26 protein-coding genes and 1 other annotated feature are annotated in these 23,034 nt (G+C 43.1%); all 26 genes read left to right on the top strand.

Annotated elements, in window-relative coordinates; all coding sequences use genetic code 11:
• Positions 1-23 precede the first annotated feature (23 nt).
• The 26 genes from HZL42_RS04990 to rpmF all read left to right on the top strand — a co-directional run bounded on the left by HZL42_RS04990 (position 24) and on the right by rpmF (position 22,964).
• On the top strand, positions 24-344 hold the full coding sequence (locus HZL42_RS04990) for a thioredoxin family protein (protein WP_219054569.1): 321 nt from the start codon (positions 24-26) through the stop codon (positions 342-344).
• Positions 345-367: 23 nt separating this feature from the next.
• The gene (gene ytpR, locus HZL42_RS04985) at positions 368-1,000 is read left to right on the top strand and encodes a YtpR family tRNA-binding protein (RefSeq protein WP_219054568.1); all 633 of its coding nucleotides are present in this window, start codon (positions 368-370) and stop codon (positions 998-1,000) included.
• 62 nt (positions 1,001-1,062) lie between these two features.
• Positions 1,063-3,633, top strand: a complete 2,571-nt coding sequence (locus tag HZL42_RS04980) for a DNA translocase FtsK (protein WP_219054567.1) — start codon at positions 1,063-1,065, stop codon at positions 3,631-3,633.
• 64 nt (positions 3,634-3,697) lie between these two features.
• Positions 3,698-5,029 (top strand): UDP-N-acetylmuramate--L-alanine ligase, encoded by a 1,332-nt coding sequence (gene murC / locus HZL42_RS04975; RefSeq protein WP_219054566.1) that lies wholly within the window; start codon positions 3,698-3,700, stop codon positions 5,027-5,029.
• Positions 5,030-5,114: 85 nt separating this feature from the next.
• Entirely contained in the window at positions 5,115-5,810 is a 696-nt protein-coding gene (locus tag HZL42_RS04970) for a Bax inhibitor-1/YccA family protein (protein WP_219054565.1), read from the top strand.
• Positions 5,811-5,939: 129 nt separating this feature from the next.
• Positions 5,940-8,585: a DNA polymerase I gene (polA, locus tag HZL42_RS04965; RefSeq protein WP_219054564.1), complete on the top strand. Its 2,646-nt coding sequence runs from the start codon at positions 5,940-5,942 to the stop codon at positions 8,583-8,585.
• Between the two features lie 19 nt (positions 8,586-8,604).
• Complete coding sequence (gene mutM / locus HZL42_RS04960) at positions 8,605-9,444, top strand: bifunctional DNA-formamidopyrimidine glycosylase/DNA-(apurinic or apyrimidinic site) lyase (RefSeq protein WP_219054563.1); 840 nt, start codon at positions 8,605-8,607, stop codon at positions 9,442-9,444.
• Complete coding sequence (gene coaE, locus HZL42_RS04955; RefSeq protein WP_219054562.1) at positions 9,437-10,027, top strand: dephospho-CoA kinase; 591 nt, start codon at positions 9,437-9,439, stop codon at positions 10,025-10,027. The genes mutM and coaE overlap by 8 nt, the downstream gene beginning before the upstream one ends.
• A gap of 21 nt (positions 10,028-10,048) precedes the next feature.
• Positions 10,049-10,537 carry a transcriptional regulator NrdR gene (gene nrdR, locus HZL42_RS04950; RefSeq protein WP_219282863.1) on the top strand — a complete coding sequence of 163 codons (489 nt, stop codon included), beginning with the start codon at positions 10,049-10,051 and terminating at the stop codon, positions 10,535-10,537.
• A complete protein-coding gene (locus tag HZL42_RS04945) occupies positions 10,534-11,919 on the top strand; it encodes a hypothetical protein (protein ID WP_219054561.1) in 1,386 nt (461 codons plus the stop codon). Before nrdR ends, HZL42_RS04945 begins: the two co-directional genes overlap by 4 nt.
• Positions 11,920-12,864, top strand: a complete 945-nt coding sequence (gene dnaI / locus HZL42_RS04940; protein WP_255552589.1) for a primosomal protein DnaI — start codon at positions 11,920-11,922, stop codon at positions 12,862-12,864.
• Positions 12,865-12,948: 84 nt separating this feature from the next.
• Positions 12,949-13,095 carry a hypothetical protein gene (locus HZL42_RS04935; protein WP_219054560.1) on the top strand — a complete coding sequence of 49 codons (147 nt, stop codon included), beginning with the start codon at positions 12,949-12,951 and terminating at the stop codon, positions 13,093-13,095.
• Positions 13,096-13,223: 128 nt separating this feature from the next.
• On the top strand, positions 13,224-15,167 hold the full coding sequence (gene thrS, locus HZL42_RS04930) for a threonine--tRNA ligase (RefSeq protein ID WP_219054559.1): 1,944 nt from the start codon (positions 13,224-13,226) through the stop codon (positions 15,165-15,167).
• Between the two features lie 44 nt (positions 15,168-15,211).
• Positions 15,212-15,341, top strand: a sequence feature (ribosomal protein L20 leader region).
• Positions 15,342-15,377: 36 nt separating this feature from the next.
• The gene (gene infC, locus HZL42_RS04925; RefSeq protein WP_219054558.1) at positions 15,378-15,887 is read left to right on the top strand and encodes a translation initiation factor IF-3; all 510 of its coding nucleotides are present in this window, start codon (positions 15,378-15,380) and stop codon (positions 15,885-15,887) included.
• Positions 15,888-15,933: 46 nt separating this feature from the next.
• The gene (gene rpmI / locus HZL42_RS04920; protein ID WP_219054557.1) at positions 15,934-16,125 is read left to right on the top strand and encodes a 50S ribosomal protein L35; all 192 of its coding nucleotides are present in this window, start codon (positions 15,934-15,936) and stop codon (positions 16,123-16,125) included.
• Positions 16,126-16,161: 36 nt separating this feature from the next.
• Positions 16,162-16,518: a 50S ribosomal protein L20 gene (gene rplT, locus HZL42_RS04915; RefSeq protein ID WP_219054556.1), complete on the top strand. Its 357-nt coding sequence runs from the start codon at positions 16,162-16,164 to the stop codon at positions 16,516-16,518.
• Between the two features lie 112 nt (positions 16,519-16,630).
• Complete coding sequence (locus HZL42_RS04910) at positions 16,631-17,158, top strand: YqeG family HAD IIIA-type phosphatase (protein ID WP_219054555.1); 528 nt, start codon at positions 16,631-16,633, stop codon at positions 17,156-17,158.
• Positions 17,158-18,276, top strand: a complete 1,119-nt coding sequence (gene yqeH / locus HZL42_RS04905; RefSeq protein ID WP_219054554.1) for a ribosome biogenesis GTPase YqeH — start codon at positions 17,158-17,160, stop codon at positions 18,274-18,276. The genes HZL42_RS04910 and yqeH overlap by 1 nt, the downstream gene beginning before the upstream one ends.
• 10 nt (positions 18,277-18,286) lie before the next feature.
• Positions 18,287-18,598, top strand: a complete 312-nt coding sequence (gene yhbY, locus HZL42_RS04900; RefSeq protein WP_219054553.1) for a ribosome assembly RNA-binding protein YhbY — start codon at positions 18,287-18,289, stop codon at positions 18,596-18,598.
• Between the two features lie 11 nt (positions 18,599-18,609).
• Entirely contained in the window at positions 18,610-19,242 is a 633-nt protein-coding gene (locus tag HZL42_RS04895) for a nicotinate-nucleotide adenylyltransferase (protein WP_219054552.1), read from the top strand.
• Positions 19,235-19,858, top strand: a complete 624-nt coding sequence (gene yqeK / locus HZL42_RS04890) for a bis(5'-nucleosyl)-tetraphosphatase (symmetrical) YqeK (protein ID WP_219054551.1) — start codon at positions 19,235-19,237, stop codon at positions 19,856-19,858. Before HZL42_RS04895 ends, yqeK begins: the two co-directional genes overlap by 8 nt.
• Positions 19,859-19,864: 6 nt before the next feature.
• Entirely contained in the window at positions 19,865-20,221 is a 357-nt protein-coding gene (gene rsfS / locus HZL42_RS04885) for a ribosome silencing factor (RefSeq protein WP_219054550.1), read from the top strand.
• The gene (locus HZL42_RS04880) at positions 20,221-20,952 is read left to right on the top strand and encodes a class I SAM-dependent methyltransferase (protein ID WP_219054549.1); all 732 of its coding nucleotides are present in this window, start codon (positions 20,221-20,223) and stop codon (positions 20,950-20,952) included. The genes rsfS and HZL42_RS04880 overlap by 1 nt, the downstream gene beginning before the upstream one ends.
• Before the next feature lie 4 nt (positions 20,953-20,956).
• On the top strand, positions 20,957-22,093 hold the full coding sequence (locus HZL42_RS04875) for a nucleotidyltransferase (RefSeq protein WP_219054548.1): 1,137 nt from the start codon (positions 20,957-20,959) through the stop codon (positions 22,091-22,093).
• Positions 22,094-22,169: 76 nt separating this feature from the next.
• Positions 22,170-22,730, top strand: a complete 561-nt coding sequence (locus tag HZL42_RS04870) for a DUF177 domain-containing protein (protein WP_219054547.1) — start codon at positions 22,170-22,172, stop codon at positions 22,728-22,730.
• Positions 22,731-22,781: 51 nt separating this feature from the next.
• Positions 22,782-22,964, top strand: coding sequence for a 50S ribosomal protein L32 (gene rpmF, locus HZL42_RS04865; RefSeq protein WP_219054546.1), 183 nt, complete (start codon positions 22,782-22,784; stop codon positions 22,962-22,964).
• The last annotated feature ends 70 nt before the right edge of the window (positions 22,965-23,034 follow it).

Raw genomic sequence — 23,034 nt, 5'->3', positions numbered from 1 at the left:
ATTTTAAGGAGGAAGATTAACCAATGGAACAACTACAACCGACGAATTTAGCCGACCTAAAGCAAAAAATTGCGAATGGTAAGTACATGCTTTTTTTCTCTGCTGACTGGTGCCCAGACTGTACTGTAATTAAGCCAGCTCTGCCAGAAATTGTTGCGAACCATCCTGAATACACTTTCTTAGCTGTTGATCGGGATGATAACATTGACTTAGCCGCAGAATTAAACATTTTCGGGATTCCTAGTTTCGTGGCCTTTGAAAATGGCGAAGAAATTGGCCGTTACGTTGATAAGGAACGAAAGACCCAGGCACAAGTTGAAAACTTTATTGATTCATTAAACTAATATTTAGAAGGAATGATACAAAATTGATAGCAAGTTATAATCCATCCCAATTGGGTGATGTCTTAATCCTAGTATTGAATCCAGACGTTGAGGATCAAGTTGTGGAATCAAAGGGCGCCGTTGTGAAAATTGCGGCTGCTGATGGCCACCTACTAGGGTTTAACTTCTTTAACGCTAGTCAAATCCTCCCCGCTTTAAAGGGGCAAAACGGCCAGGTGACTTTAGATGCGGATGCCGTTGCAAAATTAAATGCCGTTCTTAAGGATAATGGGTTCGCCGATCAACTAACGGTCGATGAAACCCCTAAATTTGTGGTCGGGTACGTTAAGTCAGTTGAAGACCATCCTAAATCTGATCACTTAAAGATTACCAAGACCGAAGTTCAAGATGGTAAGACCCTTCAAATCGTGAGTGGTTCTCCTAATATGCAGGCTGACATCAAAGTGGTGGTTGCTGAAGTGGGGACCATGATGCCAAGCGGCCTAATTATTTGGCCCGGTGAATTAAAGGGCGTGGAAAGTGATGGGATGATCTGTTCCGGACGGGAACTAAAGATTCCAAACGCTCCGCAAAAGCCCGGGGCCTTAATCCTACCTAATGACTACCAAGTTGGGACTAAGTTTGATTTTGCCAAGGCGCAAAACCTATTTTCATAAGGAGTCGGTCACTCCTTATTTTTACATATACTAATAATTAATGTTAATTAAGGGTGAATAAAATGAACCACTATGATGGACCGGCGTTCTATAGACGCTTTTTACAAAAACCAAAATCAGCGGATAATAGCCAGGATAGCTATTCCAATAATAAAATGACCAGTAGTGGCCAGGTAGATTCTGTTAACGGCGTTCAAACTAACCGGGGGAATTTTAGGACTAATGGGGAACCACTAATCCCTGAACGGGAAAATAAGATTGCCGAAATGACCAAGGCGTTCACCCCCAAGGGTAATTATGCCCGTCGGATTACCGGGGATGAATACCTGCATGAATCGAAGCTTGGCCGCTACTACTTAAAATTAATCACAGAACTGGATAAACCTGATTCAGACTGCATCCTATTTGACGATGGCATCGATACCCGGGCCAGTTCAGATGTGATCCAATTCGGCTCCGTTGATGAGGCTAGCGAAAGTGCAGCTGCAAACGATGCGGACGACCTGACAACACCTAGCTACGTTGACGAACGGGTACGTAATTTCGAGTCGGCAGTTACCAGTCACTACGCTAAACCAACAAGCGATGAGACTTACTATCAGCAATTAAAGACCGCGCAGACGAATCAATCCGCTGAACAACCACCAGTGGAACCATCACCTGAGCAGCCTGAAGAGCCCCCAGTTACACCGCAACCACAATCAAAAGAAACCGCGCCTAGCTCAGAAACTGTAATTCCTGAATCGACTGCCGCTGTGCCGATTGAATCTGAACTGGTTAAACCAGTGTCATCAACGGCTGATGATTTAGATGTTGATGAAGATAGTGCAACTAATTCGAAGGGCTCTGAATCACAAACAGAAGTTACTGAATCACCCACTTCTCAAGAACCTGCTACCAAGCCAAAACGGGGATTGGGGCATTCACTATCTTCAATCTTAAATAACGAACATGATGCGCAAAAGGACGTGGAATTCTTTAAGGACGAACTATCGCTGGCAAAGCAATCGGATGCGGATAATGATTCTGGGGCTGCTGATGACGCTCCGGCAACACCAATTGCTAATTCAGATGATGTTGAGTCCCTTCCTGATGGTGATGATGCTGATTCAAATGCTGCTTCTGAAGTAATTGACACCCCATCAGGGACCGCCGATGCTGAAGCGGACCATGATGATGAGCACGAGCCGCTAAGAAGTGGGACCGAATACGAAAAGGGATACCAATTCCCCCGGTTTAGCATGTTAAACGAACCGCAACGCCAAGACGATGACGATTTAGATGACTGGATCATCAAACAATCCGAGATTTTAGACCGGACCCTCCATGCGTTTCACGTTAATGCGGAAGTGGTGGACTGGACGAACGGGCCAACCGTTACCCAGTTCCAAGTGAAGTTAGCCTTAGGGGTAAAGGTCAGCAAGATCACTAATTTAAATGATGATTTAAAGCTGGCGTTAGCTGCGAAGGATATTCGAATCGAAGCCCCAATTCCTGGTCGGACCACGGTCGGGGTTGAAATCCCGAATCCAAAGCCCCGGCCGGTAATGCTCTCTGAAGTCCTGGATGCACCAGCATTTCAGGATGCTAAGTCACCGCTAACGATTGCGCTAGGGGTCGATTTAACCGGTAAACCCCAGGTTACTGATATTACCAAGATGCCCCACGGCTTGATTGCGGGAGCCACTGGATCTGGAAAGAGTGTGTTCATCAATAGTTTATTAATTTCACTATTATACAAGGCGACTCCTGCCCAGTTACGATTACTATTGATTGATCCGAAGGCGGTTGAATTAGCGCCTTATAATAATATTCCCCATCTGCTAGCACCGGTAATTTCGGAACCGAACGAAGCTTCGGCTGCTTTAAAGTGGGCGGTCAAGGAAATGGATGAACGGTATGAAAAACTGGCTGCTGCGGGGGCCCGGAATATTGAACAGTTCAATCAAAAGGCTGTTGAAAGCGACCAACCGCAAATGCAAATTCCATATATCGTGATTATTATTGATGAGTTAGCTGACTTGATGATGGTGGCCTCGACCGAAGTCCAGGACTACATTGTTCGAATCACCCAAAAGGCGCGGGCAGCCGGGATTCACCTCATCGTTGCAACCCAACGACCAAGTGTTGATATTGTTACGGGAACGATTAAAAATAACATTCCGACTAGAATTGCGTTCATGGTTTCTAGCCAGGTTGATTCTAGAACGATTATCGATACTGCTGGGGCAGAACGACTACTGGGCCGTGGAGACATGCTCTACCTTGGCAATGGGAAGAGCCAGCCGCTGCGGATTCAAGGGACGTTCGTTACCAATGAAGAAATCGAACGAATCACGGCCGCGGTAAGGACCCAGGGGACGCCTCAGTATGCGTTCAATCCAAAGTCATTACTCAAAAAAGTCAATATGGTACAACAACAAGATGAACTGATGCCAGAAGTCCTCGCTTATATTGCGAAGGAAAAAACGGTTTCAACTTCTAAGTTGCAACGGGTCTTTTCAATTGGGTATAATCGAGCGGCTAGCTTGATCGATGATTTAGAACAGCAAAATTACATTTCTGGTCAGCATGGCTCCAAGCCACGTGAGGTATACCTTACCGAAGACGATTATAAAAAGTTAAATCTTTAAAAAGTTAGCTCACTAGTATACTAGTTTTTGATATTATTAGGGAGCATAATAGGGGGAAGAAAAAATGGATAAGAACACAATTTATCATTTTGTTGGAATTAAGGGAACGGGGATGAGTGCAATGGCATTGATTCTCCACGACCAGGGCTACAAAGTTCAGGGATCAGACATTGACCAATACACGTTTACCCAGCTGGGGTTGGAACAAGCAGGAATTAAGATTTTGCCGTTTAGCCCCGATAACATTCATGCAGGCTTGACGATTGTTGCTGGAAACGCATTTAACGATGACCATCCAGAAATTGCAAAGGCCCGTGAAATGGGGTTAAAAATCTATCGTTACCATGAATTACTCGGTAAGATGATTGAAGGCTACACCAGTATTGGAATTGCTGGTGCCCACGGGAAGACTAGTACGACCGGACTATTAGCCCACGTCCTAAGCGGGATTTCTGCTACCGATTACTTGATTGGGGATGGAACTGGTAAGGGGGTTCCGGACGCACGCTTCTTTGTTTACGAAGCCGATGAATACCGCCGCCATTTCTTAGCTACTAGTCCAGACTACGCAATTATGACCAACATCGATTTTGACCACCCTGATTATTACACTGGCATTGACGACGTTTTTGACGCCTTTCAAACCTTTGCTAATCAAGTGAAAAAGGGGATCTTCATCTGGGGGGACGACCAAAATCTAAAGAAATTAACCGCAAATGTCCCAATTTATTCGTACGGAACCAGTGAAGATGATGACTTCAGAGCTGTGGACATCAAGCGGACTACTGAAGGCTCTAAATTTGACGTTGTCCATAACGGTAAGAATCTGGGTAGCTTCAAGATTCCATTATTTGGTGAACATAATATCTTGAATTCACTTGCGGTAATTGCAGTTTCCTACTTTGAAGACGTTAATTTAGATGAAATTAGAGCCGAATTACTCACTTTCAAGGGGGTTAAGCGGAGGTTCGCCCAACGGAAAGTGGCTGACATGATTATTATTGATGACTATGCGCACCATCCTTCCGAAATTAATGCCACTTTGGATGCCGCGCGCCAGGAATATCCGAATAAAGAAATCGTTGCGGTGTTCCAGCCCCACACGTTCAGTCGGACGATTGCATACCTTGATGACTTTGCCAAGAGTTTGAGCAAGGCGGATCGGGTGTACGTCACTAAAATCTACGGTTCCCCCCGTGAGAAATCAGGAAATATTTCTAGTCAAGACCTAGTTGATAAGATCACGAAGGACGGGGGCTTGATTGAAGCTGAGAATGTCTCCCCACTTTTGAAGTATCAAGATGCGGTTATTATCTTTATGGGGGCCGGCGATATTCAAAAGTACGAAAAGATTTATGAAAACCTACTAAATGATTTACGGCCAAACGTAAATTAAAGGTTAAAATGATTTAGCATTCCTGATTTATTTGGTATAATTGTATAAATAGATAAATATGTTTTGAAAGAAAAGAGGGATTTTCTTGAATAATTTTGATCAACCAACAGAAAGAAGAAGCGTAAATAATGCCGTTGGCGTTAATTCCTTCTTCGCGCGGGTTTATGGTTGGATGGGCGCCTCCATTTTAATTTCAGCATTGGTAGCATTCTTTGTAATCCAAAATGGAATTTCAATGTCAGGTGGTTCAGCCATTGTATTAATGATTGTATGGGCAGTGATTCCATTCTTTGTTCAAGGCGCTGCAATGCGTTCAGCTGGTTTAGGACTAGCGTTGTTGTTCGTCTACTCGGCGTTGACCGGCTTCGTGTTCTCCAATATTTTAATGGTTTACACGAACACTTCCATCGTGGCAGCGTTTGTATCAAGCGCTAGCCTCTTCGTTACAATGAGTGTTTATGGATTCTTAACGAAGAAGAGTTTAGCTAAGATGGGAACGATTTTAACCGCTGCATTGATTGCGATTATCATCGCTTCATTAATTAACATCTTCTTACACGTTGGGATGTTATCATTAATCATTTCCATTGTTTCAGTGGTCATCTTTACTGGATTGACTGCTTATGACACTCAGATGCTAAAGCAATTCTATAACCAAAATGGTGATAGCAGTTCTGCTACTGGAATCGCCATTGGTGGAGCTTTAATGCTTTACCTTAATTTCATTAACTTGTTCTTGAGTTTATTACAAATTTTTGGAGCAGGAAACAACCGGAACTAATCTGGGACTGGTTACTAAAGAGACTTTCGATAATTTAAATTATCGGCGGTCTCTTTTTTAAATTCATCCAAATTGTTATATAATATTAACTGGAATATTACGAAATAAAAAGAACTAAGGAGATTACCCATGGCTGATAAGAGATTACTGTTAATTGATGGGAATAGCATCGCGTTCAAAGCATTTTACGCCCTCTATCAATCTGTCGATCGATTTACAAATCAAGATGGACTGCATACCAGTGCCATTTACGGGTTTAACACCATGTTGGATAACATGTTATCCGTGGTAAAACCAACGGCGGCGTTAGCTGCTTTTGATGCGGGGAAAACCACTTTCCGAACCAAAATGTTCAAGGATTATAAGAGTGGGCGGAAGCAAACCCCAATGGAACTGCGGGAACAGTTTCCCTATATTAAGCAGTTATTAGCTGCCCGGGGGATTGAAAGCTACGAACTGGCTAATTACGAAGCAGATGATATTATCGGAACGCTAGCTAAGCAGGCCGAAGCTGCTGGTTATGAAGTTACGATTGTAACTGGAGACCGCGATTTGACCCAGTTATGTTCAGATAAAACGACCGTTAGCATTTCAAAGACCGGGGTAAGTCAAACTGATCACTACACGGCTGATTACGTTAAGCAAACCATGGGGATTACCCCAGCTCAAATCGTTGATGTGAAGGGTCTGCAGGGGGATACTTCTGATAACTATCCTGGGGTTAATAAGGTCGGCCCGAAGACCGCTGATAAATTGATTAAGCAGTACGGAACAATTGAGAACCTCTATGACCATATTGATGAAATTACCGCTAAGAAGCTTAAAGAACACCTAGTTGAGGACCACGAGCAGGCGTTATTATCAAAGCGGCTCGCTACGATTGACCGGGATGCACCAATTCAGATCAAGGTGGCTGACTTATCATATCAGGGCGATCAAATTGAAACGTTAACCGCCTTTTATCAAAAAATGGGTTTTCGTAAATTTTTGAGTCAGATGGGTAGTGCCGCTGCTGAACAGGCCCCTACAATTAAGTTCACGACATTAACTGAGTCTAATTTAGATTCACTTGCTAAGTTAGGCCAAGCAATTACATTCTATTTGGCAATGGATGGCGATAACTATCATGAAGCTCCATTTGTGGGGTTTGTAATTGGAGAACCTGATAATTGGTTCGCTTCCAGAGATGTTAATTTATTAAAGCATCCAAAGCTAAAGGCGTTATTGGACGATGAAGACCACCAAATCAATGTGTTTGATGCCAAGCGTGCCTACGTGGGCTTACACCGCTTAGGAATCCAGTTGAACCACGTTGATTTTGATATGTTATTGGTTTCATACCTACTGAACACCAATGATAATAGCAACGATTTAAGTAAGGTTGCTAGTAAGCATGGCTATTACAACGTCCAAAGTGATGAGGCGGTTTACGGTAAGGGTGCCAAGCGGGCGATTCCAGAGGATGACGAAGTGCTATTTAACCACCTGACCGCCAAGGCTTTCGCAATTGCTAAGCTCAAGGAGCCCATGTTCAAGGACCTGACGGAGCATGATCAAACGAAGCTCTACCAGCAAATCGAATTACCAGTGGCGTTTGTGTTGGCCCGCATGGAAATTGCTGGAATTACCGTTAATCAAGATCAATTGACCGAGATGGGGAGCAAATTATCAGAACGCATTGCCGAAGTGGAACAGGCGATTTACACTGCGGCGGGAGTTGAGTTTAACATTGGCTCTCCTAAGCAATTGGGGCAGGTACTGTTTGAAAAATTGAACCTGCCAGTAATTAAAAAAACGAAGACCGGCTATTCAACCTCGGTCGATGTTTTAGAAAAATTAGCGCCACAAGCGCCAATCGTTGATAACATTTTAAAGTACCGCCAACTATCAAAAATTTCATCAACATACGTTGACGGATTGCTAAAGGTGATATATCCTTCTGATAATAAGGTGCATACTCGCTACCTCCAGACGTTGACTCAAACGGGTCGATTATCATCAGTTGATCCCAATCTCCAAAACATTCCAATCCGAACTGATGAGGGGCGCCAAATCAGACGGGCGTTTGTGCCTAGTCATCCGGGATGGCAGATTTTCGCTTCAGACTATTCCCAAATTGAGTTGCGGGTGTTAGCGTCAATTAGTGGCGATACTAACATGCAGGATGAATTTTTGCATAACGATGATATTCATGCTTCCACGGCTCGCCGAATTTTCGGTCTGGAATCTAATGATGAAGTTACTCCAGAACTACGCCGGCAAGCAAAGGCGGTTAATTTTGGAATCGTTTATGGAATCAGTGACTTTGGGTTAGCTAAAAACACGGGGATTACCCGTAAATCCGCACAGCAATTTATTGATAAGTACTTTGCTGAATACCCGAAGGTTCACCAATACATGCAGGATTCAGTTAAACAGGCCCATGAAAAGGGCTATGTTGAGACGTTAACTAACCGCCGGCGTTATTTGCCAGACATTAATTCGCGCAATTTCCACTTGCGTTCATTTGCTGAAAGAACGGCAATGAACTCGCCAATTCAAGGCAGCGCTGCTGATATTATTAAAATTGCCATGATTAACATGGAAAAAGCAATTGCTGGAATGGAAGCTAAAATGCTACTACAAATTCATGATGAATTGGTATTTGAAGCACCTGAATCAGAAATTCCAGTGCTGCAAAAGTTAGTTCCTAAAATCATGGATTCAGCTGTTAAATTACACGTACCACTAAAAGTGGCCAGTCACTACGGAGCCACTTGGTACGATGCCAAGTAAACGAAAAGGGGTTTAAACAATGCCAGAATTACCAGAAGTAGAAACGGTCCGAAAGGGCTTGACTGAGCTTGTTCAGGGGGCCACCATTAACCGGGTCGACGTGATTTATCCTAAGATGATCAACGTTACTCCTGATGAATTTATTAAATGCCTTAAGGGCAGTACCATTGACCGGATCGACCGGCGGGGCAAATACCTATTATTTAGATTGAACAATGGCTATACCGTAGTTTCGCACTTGCGAATGGAAGGAAAGTATGACGTTGAAAAAGAGGGCGTGGCACCTGGAAAACATACCCATATCATCATGCATTTGAATGATGGTCGCGAACTTCGGTATAATGATAGTAGAAAGTTCGGTCGGATGTACTTAATTAAAAACGGGGCGGAAAACACCCTCTCTGGGCTGGGCACGATTGGACCAGAACCCACCGAATCTGATCTAACCTTTGATTACATGAAAAAAATCATGAACAAGAGTCGCGGGAAGATCAAACCATTCCTATTGAATCAGGATCACATATCTGGACTAGGGAATATTTATACCGATGAGGTACTTTGGATGAGTAAAATTCATCCCGAACAACAAACGAATTTAATTTCAGATGCTCAAATTAAAGAACTCCGTAAAAATATCATTCATGAAATTGCGCTGGCCATTAAGGGTCACGGAACGACTGTTCATTCATATTCCAATGCGTTTGGTGAAGCTGGTCAGTTCCAAAGCCAATTGCATGTTTATGGGAAGAAGGGGCAACCTTGCGAACGCTGTGGGACCCCCATTGAAAAAATTAAAGTTGCACAACGGGGAACTAGTTTTTGCCCGAACTGCCAAAGGATAGTGACTGCTAATGACTAAAATAATTGGATTGACTGGAAGCGTTGGAACCGGTAAATCAACCGCTAGTAAGCAATTTAATGCCTCTGGGTTTCCGGTGGTGGATGCCGATGCAATCGCACACGAACAACAACAACGGGGAACCGAATGCTACTATGATATTGTCGACTTATTTGGAATGGACGTAGTAGGCCCCACTTCAATTGACCGTAAGAAACTAGCTGAAATTGTATTTTCAGATAAATCAAAGTTACGTCAATTAAACCGGACGATGGATCTCTACATTCGAAGAGAAGTTTTGAGACAGTTAAAGGATTACATTGCTCAATCACCAGATTTTGTGATATTAGATGCACCGTTACTGTTTGAATTGGGATATGAAGCATACGTCGATGTATCTGCGATGGTGGTTTGTGAACCCGAAATTCAAATTGACCGGATCAAAAAGCGGAATCAAATTGACACCGCAGCGGCCGTTAATTTAATTGGTCAACAGTGGAGTCAATCGATGAAGCGTGACTTAGCGGATGCAGTCATTGATAACTCGGGCTCAATCATGCAAACTAGTAAACAAGTGTTAGAATTACTGGAAAGTTTACTGTAAACAAACGACGAGGTGATCAAAATGAAGTGTCCCCATTGTCATAAGAATAGCACCCGGGTGGTAGATTCCAGACCCACTAACGATGGGACTGTAATTAGAAGGCGTCGTGAGTGTGAAAACTGTGGTTATCGTTACACCACCTTTGAACGGGTAGAATCAGCACCATTATTGGTAATTAAACACAACGGTAATCGTGAAGAATTCAGTCGCGACAAAATGTTACGGGGAATTATTCGCTCTGCTGAAAAGCGCCCAGTCTCGATGGACGCAATGACTAAAATTGTTGATGACGTCGAAGCAAAGGTGCGTTCAATGGGTGAAACCGAGGTCTCTAGTCAATTAATTGGGGAGTATGTGATGAAGGATCTTTCGGACGTTGACGAAATTGCATACATTCGTTTTGCCAGCGTTTACAGGCAGTTTAAGGACATGACGGTTTTTTATAACGAAATGAAGGAAGTCATGAACCGCGACCGAAGCAAAGAAACTGAGGATAATGGTAAAAAATGAGCGAACAATTAGCACAAAATGACCCTAAAGTTGGCTTTATTGTGGTGAAAAATGAACGGCTATCAGACTTAGCAAGCGAATCAATTGATTTGTTGTACCAACCCATCATTGGGAGTGCTGCAACAGCTTTGGTTCGCTTGCTTTGGCGCTACAGTGATGAACGACGAATTGATCATGAGCAGCGTTCGCACTACGATTTATTTGCTTTTCTACAGATTGATTTTCGTAGATTCAAGGAGCTACGCATTAAGTTAGAAGGCGCCGGATTGCTACGCACTTTGGTTCAAAGGACCGATTCACAACCGGTAATGATTTATCAACTAGTGCCACCGCTTTCGAACCGCCAGTTTTTTAACGACGACCTATTAAGCCTTGCTCTGTTGGAAAACGTCGGTGAAAAAATGTACCAACAATTAGCCCACCGGCTATTAATTAAGCCGTTTGAAATGACTAACACCGAAGAAATTACCCAAGACTTCTTAGACTCATTTCAAATCGATGCGGACCAAATTACTGATCAACCCAATTCAATTGGCCAACTTAAACATGAATACCACCTTCAACAACAGTCACTGCCATCAAAAGCGACCACGTCTGAACCAATTGTCGATGGCCGCGAATTTAACTTTCAATTGGTGTTGGACTGTTTGGCTAAGTCATATGTAAACATTGACCAGGTCAAAAAAGCCTATCAATTAATTATGAATGAACACCGTTTGTACGGGATTGATGAGGTGTCGCTTGCTAACCTGATCATCCGGGCAACCAACGTTCGGAATAACGTTTTTGACCCCCAAAAATTAAAAATTCTGGTAAATCGGATGTATCAGCCAGCTCCAAAGTTAAATCCGCAACCATCTCAACAAGTTCAGCAACCTGAATCTGCTGCTGATAAAGAATTTAGTGCTGAGGAACGATCTTTGATTAAGGGAGCCAATTACTACCCGCCAATTACGTTTTTAAACAAGTTAAAGCACCGTAACCATGGGTTTCCCGTTAATTCCGAAAATCAGTTAATTCAAGAGATGTTGGAGCGCAATATTATGTCGACTGGGGCTTTGAATATGTTGGTATACCACGTTTTAGTTGACCAGGGCAAGCCCCAAATCCCCAAGTCATTATTTAACTACGTTGCTAATGACTGGGTTCAAAACTACCACGTGCAATCTGCTAGTGATGCGATGCGGGCGATTAAGGCCTATAACCAAAAAAATGAGCAGGCACCAGCTCGTTCAGGTGGTGGTTACCGAAGTCAAAAGCCGATCCAACAATTTGAGCCGGATTGGATGAAGAAGGATTACCAGGAGAATAGTGATGAAATTTCAGAAGAAGAACGGCGCAAGACTGAGGAAATGATTAAAAACTTTAATAAGAAAAAATAACTGGGAGGGGTAATTATCAAGCACTTAGATGAAGAAATTAAAAATGTTGTGAATTCTAAAACAGGCATTCGTTCAAACTATAATCAATTAATGCGTGCTGCTTTTAACGACCCCGACGTTCAAAATTTTATTCAACAACACCATATTAGTAACGATGCAATTCGGCATTCTGCATCCCGAATTTATGAATTCGTGCAACAAAAAAAGAAGCGCACCGCTGGAAACGGGAGCTTAATTCCAGGTTATCAACCCGAGTTGGTCTTTAATGGCCATTTGATCGACGTTAGTTACTCACCAACTCCTGAAACGATTGAAAAGCAACGTAGCCAAGCAATTAAAAACCGAATTAAGTCGATTGCGATGCCTAAACAAGCGAGAAACGCTAATTTTGTCGACTTTAAGCTTGGAGGAAAGGCCTCTCGTGATACGATTATTAAGGCGGCGATGAAATTCGTTGATGACTACGTGAACCATCCCAATCAATTTGTGCAGGGGATGTATTTAAGCGGTTCGTTCGGGGTCGGCAAGACGTTTACCCTCGGCGCAATCGCTAATGAACTAGCTGAAAAAAATGTTTCCACCACAATGGTGCACTTCCCAAGCTTTGCCGTCGAGATGAAGAACTCGATCGAAGACCATACGAATGCGACTAAGATTGACTCGATTAAAAAAGCCCAGATTCTGATGCTAGATGACATTGGTGCTGACGTGATTTCTGATTGGATTCGGGATGAGGTGCTAGGCGTCATTCTTGAATATCGGATGCAAAATGAGTTACCAACGTTCTTTAGCTCGAATTTTTCAATGGACCAACTAGAAGAACAGCACCTGCCATATGATAAGAAAAACCGGAAGGATACGGTGCGGGCAAGTCGAATTATGCAACGAGTCCGCTTTTTAGCTAAGGAGTATCAGATGACGGGTGAAAATTTACGGTTGCAATAACTTAGGGCTTTTACTTGACATTAACTCTAAATAATAGTTTAATGATAATTGAAAATCATTACTAGATTAAATGGCATTGAAGACATGATTAGCGATTACGAATTTATAAGGGAAGAGGGGCATTTGCTGGAAGTCCTTCTAATTCGTCCGTTGGTTACCACTTCATTTGACTGCCCAGTGGAAATACTGGGTCGTTTGGTTAACGTTAGATACCAAATTAAGGGTTCATAGACTGATTACTATGGATATTTGGGTGGAACCGCGCTTATGTTACGACGTCCCATGGATACTATTTTTTAGTATCCATGGGACGTTTTTTAGTCTAGTAATGATAATTAATATTAAAGGGGATCACAATTATGGCTCAACTTTCATTTGAATTTCCAGACGGTAGCGTAAAAGAATTCGACGCTGGCGTTACTACTGAAGATATCGCAAAGTCAATTTCAATCAGCCTCGCTAAGAAATCAGTTGCTGGTAAGGTTGACGGTCAAACCTTTGGATTAACTACCCCCCTTGAAAAGGGTGGTAAGATTGAAATTATTACTAAGGACGATGCAGAAGGCCTTACTGTTTTACGCCGGACGGCTGCACAATTATTAAAGGCAGTCCTAGCAGACTCCTTCGTAGACATTCGGTTCGGAGAAAGTACTTCTGATGAAGATGGTTTCTTTGTTGATACTGACAAGCAAGACCGTCAAGTTAGTGCTGATGAATTAGATGGATTAGCTGACAAGATTGCTGAATTAGTAAAGCAAAACGTGAAGTTAGAACGGAAGGTCCTTTCCGTAGCCGACGCTTTAAAGCAAGTTGATGGCGACCCATACCAAGCTGTATTGGTACGTAAGTTAGCTAAGGATGACCAAGTGGTCTTCTACCAAATTGGCGACTACCTAAGCTTAGGCGAAGGCGTTGTTCTTCCAGAAGCAAAGGCTTTGAAGTTCTTCAAGCTCCTTTCAGTAGCTGGGGCATACTGGGAAGGAAAGTCATCCAACCCAATGCTACAAAGAATTTACGCTACGGCTTTCTTCAAGAAGGATGATTTAGAAGCCGACTTAAAGCAACGTCAAGAAGCTAAGGAACGTGACCATCGGGTGATCGGAAACCAATTGGACCTCTTCTTTGTTGATCCTAAAGTTGGGGCTGGACTTGCTTACTGGATGCCAAATGGTGCTACGGTTCGTCGGGTCATCGAACGCTACATTGTGGATAAGGAAGTTAACAACGGCTACGAACACGTGGTTACGCCAGTATTGATGAACCTAGACGTTTACAAGACCTCTGGTCACTGGGCTCACTACCGTGAAGACATGTTCCCACCAATGGACATGGGTGATGGTGAAGAACTTGAATTACGGCCAATGAACTGTCCTAGTCATATTCAAATTTACAACCACCATATTCGTTCATACCGTGACCTTCCAATGCGAATCGCTGAACTTGGGATGATGCACCGGTTTGAAAAATCAGGAGCCCTTAGCGGTTTACAACGGGTTCGTGAAATGACGTTAAACGATGGGCACACATTCGTTGCGCCAGACCAAATTCAAGAAGAATTCAAGAAGATCTTGCACTTGATGATGGACGTTTATAATGACTTTGATATCAAGGAATACCACTTTAGATTAAGTTACCGGGATCCTAAGAATACTGAAAAGTACTTCGCAAACGATGAAATGTGGAACAAGTCTCAATCAATGCTTAAGGGTGCCATGGATGAACTTGGTTTGGACTACGTTGAAGCTGAAGGGGAAGCGGCTTTCTACGGTCCTAAGTTGGACGTGCAAACTTACACGGCCCTTGGCAATGAAGAAACCCTTTCTACGATTCAATTGGACTTCATGTTACCAGAACGGTTTGACCTTCACTATGTTGGTGAAGACGGTAAGGAACACAGACCAGTTATGATTCACCGTGGAATCGTTTCTACGATGGAAAGATTCGTTGCCTACTTGATCGAACAATACAAGGGTGCCTTCCCAACTTGGTTAGCTCCTAAGCAAGTTAAGATCATCCCAGTTAGTGAAGAAAAGCATGGTGACTACGCTCGTAAGGTAAACGAAAAGCTTCGTAAGGAAGGGATTCGTTCTGAAGTTGACGAACGGGCTGAAAAGATGGGTTACTTGATTCGGGATGCCCAAACGCATAAGATTCCATACACGATCGTGGTTGGAGACGAAGAAGTTAAGAACGAAAACGTTTCAGTACGGCGTTATGGCCACGAAGAAAGCGATACTGAATCATTTGATGATTTTGAATCACAAATTAAGAACGATATTAACAACTACTCCCGTGAAGACTAATTCGTCCTTGACGGATTCGATTCTTCCTGGTATAGTATTATGTAGATAAAAAGCAGAAGCATCCCGCTTCTCGCCTTAGTGACCAGAGTCGCTGGGCAAATGTACGGTAAAAAATCTGATTTTATTTCGGATTAAAAAGCGGGTGCCTTCGTGCGTCCGCTTTTTCTGCTTTTTGAAAATATTTGGAGGTGGATTACCATAGCAAATGATATGATGGTCAATGAAGGAATTCGTTCTCGCGATGTCCGTTTAATTGACGCTCAAGGCGAACAACTTGGTGTTAAAACTAAGGCTGAAGCATTAAAGTTGGCAGAAGATGCTAATTTAGATCTTGTTTTAGTTGCCCCAAAGGCAAAGCCACCAGTTGCGAAGATTTTAGATTACGGAAAATACCGTTTCGAACAACAAAAGAAGGCTCGTAAGTCTCGCCAAAGTCAAAAGACAATTAGCGTTAAGGAAATTCGTTTGAGTCCCACCATCGATACCAATGACTTTAACACTAAGTTAAAGCGGGTACAGACATTCTTAAGTAAGGGTGCCAAAGTACGGGTTTCGATTCGTTTCAAGGGGCGTGCAATCACCCATAAAGAAATCGGTCGGGACGTCTTAAATAAGATGGCCGACGCAACTAAGGATGTTGCGGTCGTTACCCAAAGAGCTAAAATGGAAGGGCGGAGCATGTTCTTAATGCTTGCCCCAAACGATACTGAAAAGAAATAATTATTAAAATTATAATTATTATTATTTTTGAAGGAGGATATTCACAATGCCTAAGATCAAAACTAACCGCGCCGTAGCAAAGCGTTTCAAGAAAACTGCTAAGGGTGGTTTAAAGAGTGCTCATGCTTTTACTAGTCACCGTTTCCATGGTAAGACTAAGAAGCAACGTCGTCACTTGCGCGGTACTCATGTAATTTCAGCTTCAAACACTAAGAAGTACCTTAAGTTATTAAAATAATTTAATCTAAGAACCATTATTTAGGAGGAATTCAATATGCCACGAGTTAAAGGTGGAACCGTTACACACGCACGCCGTAAGCGCATGCTAAAAGCAGCTAAGGGATACCGCGGTGCTAAGAGCCGTTTATTCAAGACTGCTAAAGACCAAGTTATGAAGTCACGTACTTATGCTTTCCGTGACCGTCGTAACAACAAAATCAACTTCAGAAAGCTTTGGATCGCTCGGATCAATGCTGCTGCAAGAATCAATGGTTTAAGTTACAGCAAGCTTATGCACGGTTTGAAGTTAGCTAATATTGAAGTTAACCGTAAAATGTTAGCTGATTTAGCTGTTAACGATGCTGATGCATTTAAGGCATTCGCAGAAGCTGCTAAAAAAGCTTTAGCATAACAGAAATGAAGACTTTCACCAGACATTTTAATTGGTGAAAGTTTTTTTCTTAATATCACTTCTAGGTTGCCAGTCGGCCTAGTTACATAATCTTTAAATATGGGGAGCAATTATGATTGAAAAATTTAAACCAACTTGGATGATTTCAGCAATTTACGATTTGAAGCCCGTCCAGCTCAATGCAATGGGAATCAAGGCGGTGTTTACCGATTTAGATAATACTTTGATTCCCTGGAATAATCCAGATGGGACTCCCCAATTACGAACTTGGCTAGCAACACTAGCGGAGTTCAATATCAAACTGGTCGTCATTTCAAATAATAAACATTCGCGGGTAAAGCGTGCGGTCAGTAATTTAGATCTCGATTTTATTTCTAGGGCGATGAAGCCGCTCCCGGCGGGAATTAACCGGGCGTTACGGAAATACCAGTTAAATCGTGACCAAGTCATTATGGTTGGTGATCAATTGATGACCGACGTATGGGCATCGAATAATGCCGGGGTACGCAGTGTATTAGTCAAACCGATTCTTAATAGCGATGCTTGGATTACAAGTGTTAATCGGCGGATTGAAGGACGGGTAATGAAGCGACTCCAAAAAAGCTACCCGAACCTTACATGGCAGGAGGATATTAAATAATGGAAGATGAAGAATTACGGTGTGTTGGATGTGGAGCGCAGATTCAAACTACTGATCCGGATGGATTGGGCTACGTTCCCGCCTCGGCACTTAAAAATGCAATTGATAACGATGAAGATGTATACTGTAAGCGGTGCTTTAGACTCCGTCATTATAATGAAATTTCACCAGTAAGCCTCACCGACGACGACTTTCGGATGTTGTTAAGTCAAATTCAAGATACCGATGCATTGATCGTATATGTTGTTGATATTTTTGACTTTAATGGGAGCTTAATTCCTGGACTCCACCGGTTCGTTGGTGATAATCCAATTCTAATGGTCGGAAATAAATCTGATTTATTACCTAGCTCGTTCAAGCGCAGCAAGTTAACCGATTGGATCAGACAACAAGCGAACAAAAACGGGATTCGGCCAATTGACGTTGAACTAGTGTCCGCCAAGACCAATGACTCTGTCGACCACCTATTAGAAGTGATTGATAAGAAGCGCAAGGGGCGTGACGTTTACGTGGTGGGAGTGACCAACGTTGGGAAGTCGACACTGATTAACCAAATCATTCGCCAGAGTACCGGAATTAAGGAACTCATTACGACGTCTCGCTTCCCTGGGACGACCTTAGATAAGATTGAAATTCCATTGGCGGATGGCAAGCAAATTATTGATACACCAGGAATTATTCACGCTCAACAAATGGCGCACTACCTGAACGGTCGCGACTTGAAAATTGTTGCTCCGCAAAAGAAAATCAAGCCCCGTTCATACCAGTTGAACCCAGAACAAACGCTATTTTTCGGTGGCGTAGCTCGCTTTGATTACGTCTCAGGAGCGAAGAAGTATGGGTTTACGGCCTACGTTGAAAATAACCTGTTTGTTCACCGAACTAAGTTGACCAATGCGGATGCGTTTTATGAAAAGCACCTGGGGGACTTACTAACGCCGCCTAGTGGCGCTGACTTAAAGACCTTCCCTGAGCTAGTCAGGCATGAATTTAAAACAACTGAAAAAAGTGATTTAGTAATTGAAGGGTTAGGTTGGATTACCGTGCCAGCTGGTGTGGTTGTCGCTGGTTGGGCCCCTAAGCAAGTGGCCGTATTGATTCGGCGCTCGATGATATAGGAGGATATATATGAACTTACGTGGGAAACAAAAACGTTTTTTAAGAGCGCAGGCAAACCGGATGCGCCCGTTATTTTCGATTGGCAAGGAAGGGCTTAGTGACCAGTGGTTGACCCAGGTCAATGCTGCTTTGAACAATCGGGAATTAATGAAGGTGAACATCCTCCAAAATTCCGCCGTGGAACCAGAAGATGTTCGTGAATTTGTTGAAAATAATAGTGAGATTCAAGTCGTTCAAACGATTGGGCGGACGGTTTTACTGTTTAAAATCGCTGATCAAGCTAAGAATCGGCACATCTCTGAGGATGTTAAACAAATTTAGGTGAATTAATTATGAACAAAGTCGAATATCAAGCGAATGTTAAAACCCTGACCCAAATCATTGGGCATCGAGACAAGGGGCGCAATATTGGAATCTTAGGTGGAACCTTCAATCCGGTGCATACCGGTCATTTAATCATTGCTGATCAGGTCAGAAGTCAATTAGGCCTAGACCAAGTCTTATTAATGCCAGATTCAATTCCACCGCACGTTGATCCGAAGCACGCAATTGATGCTGGCCACCGGGTCAACATGCTTCGGCTAGCTACTGAAGACAATCCCAAGCTCGGAATTGAACTAGCCGAAGTCCTCCGGGGCGGGAAGAGTTTTAGTTACGATACGATTAAGGAACTAACCAGTCGCTTCCCCAATAATAATTACTACTTTATTGTGGGTGGTGACATGGTCGAATACTTGCCGAAGTGGTATCGAATTAACGACCTCCTTAAGATGGTGCAATTTGTGGGGGTCAAGCGTAGTGGCTATCCAATCACTTCTAAGTACCCAATCGTGTGGGTGGACGTTCCAATGATGGATGTTTCATCGACTTTAATCAGAAGGAAGCTGCACCAGGGTCAGTCAATTCGCTACCTGGTCCCGTCTGCAGTGGCGAATTATATAAAGGAGAACCAACTCTATGAGTGATGTAATTTTAGACTATCATGAACACATTGTTTCATACGACCGTGCTGAATTAGTAAAGCGGCTTGACGCTGCGTTACGGCCTAAACGGTTTGCCCACGTTCAACGGGTGGAACAAATGGCAATCAAGCTGGCGCGTTTGAACGGCGTCGATGAAGAAAAGGCTAGTATTGCAGGACTAGTGCATGACTATGCTAAACAACGTCCCGATGAAGACTTCATTAAAACGATTCAAGATTATAAATTAGATCCTGAACTTTTGAACTATGGGAACGCCGTTTGGCACGGTTATGTTGGTTGGATCTTAATTAAAAATGAACTCGGAATTCAAGACTTTGATATCCTAGATGCGGTTAAGTACCATACGATTGGGGCTCCGTACATGAGTAAGTTAGCGCAGGTAGTCTACATGGCAGATTATATTGAAGTCGGCCGTGACTTTCCAGGGGTAGATAAGGCCCGTGAAATCACCTTTGCGAATCTCGCAGAAGGGGTGGCTTATCAGACCTTCCACACCCTTGATTTCTTAATTAACCGGCATGCAGCGGTATTCCCTAAGACCATTGATACCTTTAACGCCTGGGTTCCGACCTCTGAATTGTATAGAAAGGATAGATAATTAAATATGGATAGTAAAGAAAAAGTAGAAGTAGTGGTAAAAGCTGCTGATGACAAGCGGGCTCACGATATCGTGGCGCTTAACGTAGAACAAATTAGTTTAATGGCTGATTACTTTGTAATTATGGATGCTTCATCATCCAGACAGGTAAAGGCCATTGCCGAAGCCGTTGTTGATGAATCAGAAAAGGCGGGCATTAACATCAAGCAAGTGGAAGGGAAGAATGAATCTAACTGGATCTTGATTGACCTTGGTGACGTAATCGTTCACGTATTCCAAAAGGAACAACGGGAATTCTATGACATTGAAAAGTTATGGTCCGATGCTGCTGAATTAGACATCAGCAACTGGGTTGTGGAATAATGATTTACAGTGAATTCGCCGCCCTCTATGACGAATTATTCGATCCTGAAATGTATGCAAAGTGGGTGCAATTTGTCCGTCAAAATGCCCAACCGGGTTCGCTATTGGACCTTGCCTGTGGGAACGGACGCCTAGCGATTGAGCTTGCCCAGCACGGTTTCCAACCGGCTGGCCTAGACCTCTCAGCAGACATGTTAGCGATTGCCAGTCAAAAAGCTGTCGAACATGCCGTTGACTTACCGCTCTTTAACGGGGATATGATCGACTTAGTCGGGCTCCCCGTTTATCAAACGGTGACTTGCTTTGATGATTCAATCTGCTATTTAGCCGATGAAAATGCATTAGGACAATTATTTGAACAGGTTGCGAACCACTTGGCTGTGGATGGCACGTTCCTATTCGACGTTATCACCCCGTATCAGACCGATGAAGTCTACCCGGGGTATATGTATAACTATCACGATGAAGATCGGGCGTTCATGTGGCGTTCGTATGAGGGGGATGCTCCGCATTCAGTTGAACATGATCTCTCGTTTTTCAACTATAATCCAGCTAAGGACGCCTACGATGAAATTTCTGAATTACATCGGGAGCGGACCTATCCACTGGATACCTACCTAAGTCAATTGCAGGCAGCCGGCTTCACTAACGTGGAGGTAAGTGCCGACTTTGGGACTCAAGCTCCCAAAGCCGATACGACCAGGTGGTTCTTTATCGCTAAAAGGGGGTAACACCATGCTATCAGCCGTTGGCATCATTGCTGAATACAATCCCTTCCATAACGGTCATCAATACCAGCTAAAAGTTGCAAAGCAGCGCTCGAATGCTGACGTTGTGGTGGCGGTAATGAGCGGGAATTGGGTCCAACGGGGAGCGCCCGCGATCGTTGATAAATGGCAACGGACTGAAATGGCGTTAGCTGGGGGAGTTGACCTAGTAGTTGAACTGCCGGTCTTTAGTGCTGTGCAACCGGCTGACCGTTTCGCGATGGGCGCCGTTGCAATTATTAATCAGCTCAGGTGTCAATCGTTGGCGTTCGGGTGTGAGCATCCCGAATGGGATTTTGCCAAACTAGCAGTGGGACAACTCACTAGTGATAACGAACACTTCCGTGATTACCACCGTCCGTATCCGGATTTGATACAAGCGGCGCTGAAAAATCAACTGGGGGTTTCAATCGACCAACCCAATGATATTTTAGCCTGGAACTATGCTCGGGCTCGCCACGCAATTAACGGCTCATTTAGCCTAATTCCGATTCAACGGATTGGTAGCCAGCACCATGATCACTTTGCAACGAACGCATTTGCCAGTGCCAGCTCAATTAGAGCGGCTTTGTTTGCTCAACATTGGGCACAAGTTCGCGAAATGCTGCCGCCCACTTCATATCAATTGCTCCAGAATCCAATGGAGTGGTTAGATTGGGACTGCTTTTGGCCCCAGCTGCGGTACCAGTTAATTACTACTCCGCTAACAGTTTTGCGGGAACGATATCAAATGACCGAGGGAATTGAGCATCGCCTAAAGGCAGCCGCAATTAAAGCGAATAGTTTTGATCAATTCATCAATATTGTCAAAACGAAACGGTATACTTTTGCCCGAATTCAGCGGTTGTTAGTAGTTACGCTCCTTCAATTTAATTCGAATGTGATGGTGGATCATTCACCATATATTCGGATTTTAGGGTTTAATAATGTGGGGCGTCAGTATTTAAAACAGGTCAAAAAGCAAATTCAGTGGCCAATCATTTCAAAGATTGACCAATCAATGCTAAAATCACAGTTGCAAGCGGAATTTAATGCGGGAATGTTGATTCAGATGCAAACCGGTCATTTTGAAGATTTATATCGGCACCCAATCATTAAAAAGTAACGCTATCAAGGAAATTACCTTGACATTAAAATTGCGAATATGTATAATTAATCACGTTGCATTAGGAGGAACTGTTATGAAATGGTATTTGAGTGATTTAAAAGATTACAAAGCTGTACCACTTTCTGAAAAAAACCACCTCGATTTAAAGGCTGACCTTTTATCCAGGTATTCTGATCAGATCATTGATGTTCAGCCAGTTGATGTTGAATCACATGTATTTTATGATCAAGGAAACGCAATTGTAAATGCACAGGTGAAGGGCGAGATTACGGTTCCGTCTTCTCGTTCCCTAACGCCCGTTAAGTTGCCCTTAGATTTCAGCATTAATGAAGTCTACGTTCCAGATGAAGCTGCTTTAAAGCGCTTCGAAAATGATGAAAGCAATTCCGGTGAAATTGGCCTCGTTGCTGATGAAGACGGTGCGATTGATTTCGATAAGGCCGTTGCTGATAATATCATTTTACAAATTCCAATGCACATTCTGTCTGATAAAGAAGCCAAGCTCAATATCATGCCCGAGGGGAATGATTGGCAGGTTATTTCTGAAGATGATTTTAATAATCCAAAGACAGATGATAAACCAGTTGATCCACGTCTTACTAAGTTAAAGGACTTCTTTGACCAAAATCAGTAAGACTTAAAAATTTCACTAGTGGATATTTTAAAAAAGAAGGAGGGGTTTATATTGGCTGTACCAGCAAGAAAAACTTCTAAAGCTAAGAAGCGTATGCGTCGGGGTCACATTAAGTTGAATGTCCCTGGTTTAACTCCATGTCCAAACTGTGGTGAACTACGTAAGTCACACTTTGTTTGCCCAAGTTGTGGATACTACGATGGTAAAGATGTTATTAGTAACACTAATAACTAATTATCAGATTAAAAAAGCTTTCAGAACACCATGGGTTCTGAAAGCTTTTTATTTTGGAGTAATTAGATTA

This window comes from Lactobacillus sp. Sy-1, from assembly GCF_019303535.1.
Lineage (GTDB): Bacteria > Bacillota > Bacilli > Lactobacillales > Lactobacillaceae > Nicoliella.
The sequence above is the reverse complement of the archived record's forward strand: the minus strand, read 5'-3'. Positions and strand labels throughout refer to the sequence as shown.

Excerpts from the sequence above, each read along its gene's own strand:
- yhbY (WP_219054553.1), top strand. The coding sequence starts at position 18,287 with ATGAACTTACGTGGGAAACAAAAACGTTTTTTAAGAGCGCAGGCAAAC.
- yqeH (WP_219054554.1), top strand. The coding sequence starts at position 17,158 with ATGGAAGATGAAGAATTACGGTGTGTTGGATGTGGAGCGCAGATTCAA.
- coaE (WP_219054562.1), top strand. The coding sequence starts at position 9,437 with ATGACTAAAATAATTGGATTGACTGGAAGCGTTGGAACCGGTAAATCA.
- HZL42_RS04910 (WP_219054555.1), top strand. The coding sequence starts at position 16,631 with ATGATTGAAAAATTTAAACCAACTTGGATGATTTCAGCAATTTACGAT.
- polA (WP_219054564.1), top strand. The coding sequence starts at position 5,940 with ATGGCTGATAAGAGATTACTGTTAATTGATGGGAATAGCATCGCGTTC.
- HZL42_RS04980 (WP_219054567.1), top strand. The coding sequence starts at position 1,063 with ATGAACCACTATGATGGACCGGCGTTCTATAGACGCTTTTTACAAAAA.
- HZL42_RS04945 (WP_219054561.1), top strand. The coding sequence starts at position 10,534 with ATGAGCGAACAATTAGCACAAAATGACCCTAAAGTTGGCTTTATTGTG.
- thrS (WP_219054559.1), top strand. The coding sequence starts at position 13,224 with ATGGCTCAACTTTCATTTGAATTTCCAGACGGTAGCGTAAAAGAATTC.
- mutM (WP_219054563.1), top strand. The coding sequence starts at position 8,605 with ATGCCAGAATTACCAGAAGTAGAAACGGTCCGAAAGGGCTTGACTGAG.
- infC (WP_219054558.1), top strand. The coding sequence starts at position 15,378 with ATGATGGTCAATGAAGGAATTCGTTCTCGCGATGTCCGTTTAATTGAC.
- murC (WP_219054566.1), top strand. The coding sequence starts at position 3,698 with ATGGATAAGAACACAATTTATCATTTTGTTGGAATTAAGGGAACGGGG.
- HZL42_RS04875 (WP_219054548.1), top strand. The coding sequence starts at position 20,957 with ATGCTATCAGCCGTTGGCATCATTGCTGAATACAATCCCTTCCATAAC.
- HZL42_RS04895 (WP_219054552.1), top strand. The coding sequence starts at position 18,610 with ATGAACAAAGTCGAATATCAAGCGAATGTTAAAACCCTGACCCAAATC.
- HZL42_RS04870 (WP_219054547.1), top strand. The coding sequence starts at position 22,170 with ATGAAATGGTATTTGAGTGATTTAAAAGATTACAAAGCTGTACCACTT.
- nrdR (WP_219282863.1), top strand. The coding sequence starts at position 10,049 with ATGAAGTGTCCCCATTGTCATAAGAATAGCACCCGGGTGGTAGATTCC.
- yqeK (WP_219054551.1), top strand. The coding sequence starts at position 19,235 with ATGAGTGATGTAATTTTAGACTATCATGAACACATTGTTTCATACGAC.
- HZL42_RS04990 (WP_219054569.1), top strand. The coding sequence starts at position 24 with ATGGAACAACTACAACCGACGAATTTAGCCGACCTAAAGCAAAAAATT.
- rplT (WP_219054556.1), top strand. The coding sequence starts at position 16,162 with ATGCCACGAGTTAAAGGTGGAACCGTTACACACGCACGCCGTAAGCGC.
- rsfS (WP_219054550.1), top strand. The coding sequence starts at position 19,865 with ATGGATAGTAAAGAAAAAGTAGAAGTAGTGGTAAAAGCTGCTGATGAC.
- HZL42_RS04935 (WP_219054560.1), top strand. The coding sequence starts at position 12,949 with ATGATTAGCGATTACGAATTTATAAGGGAAGAGGGGCATTTGCTGGAA.
- HZL42_RS04880 (WP_219054549.1), top strand. The coding sequence starts at position 20,221 with ATGATTTACAGTGAATTCGCCGCCCTCTATGACGAATTATTCGATCCT.
- rpmI (WP_219054557.1), top strand. The coding sequence starts at position 15,934 with ATGCCTAAGATCAAAACTAACCGCGCCGTAGCAAAGCGTTTCAAGAAA.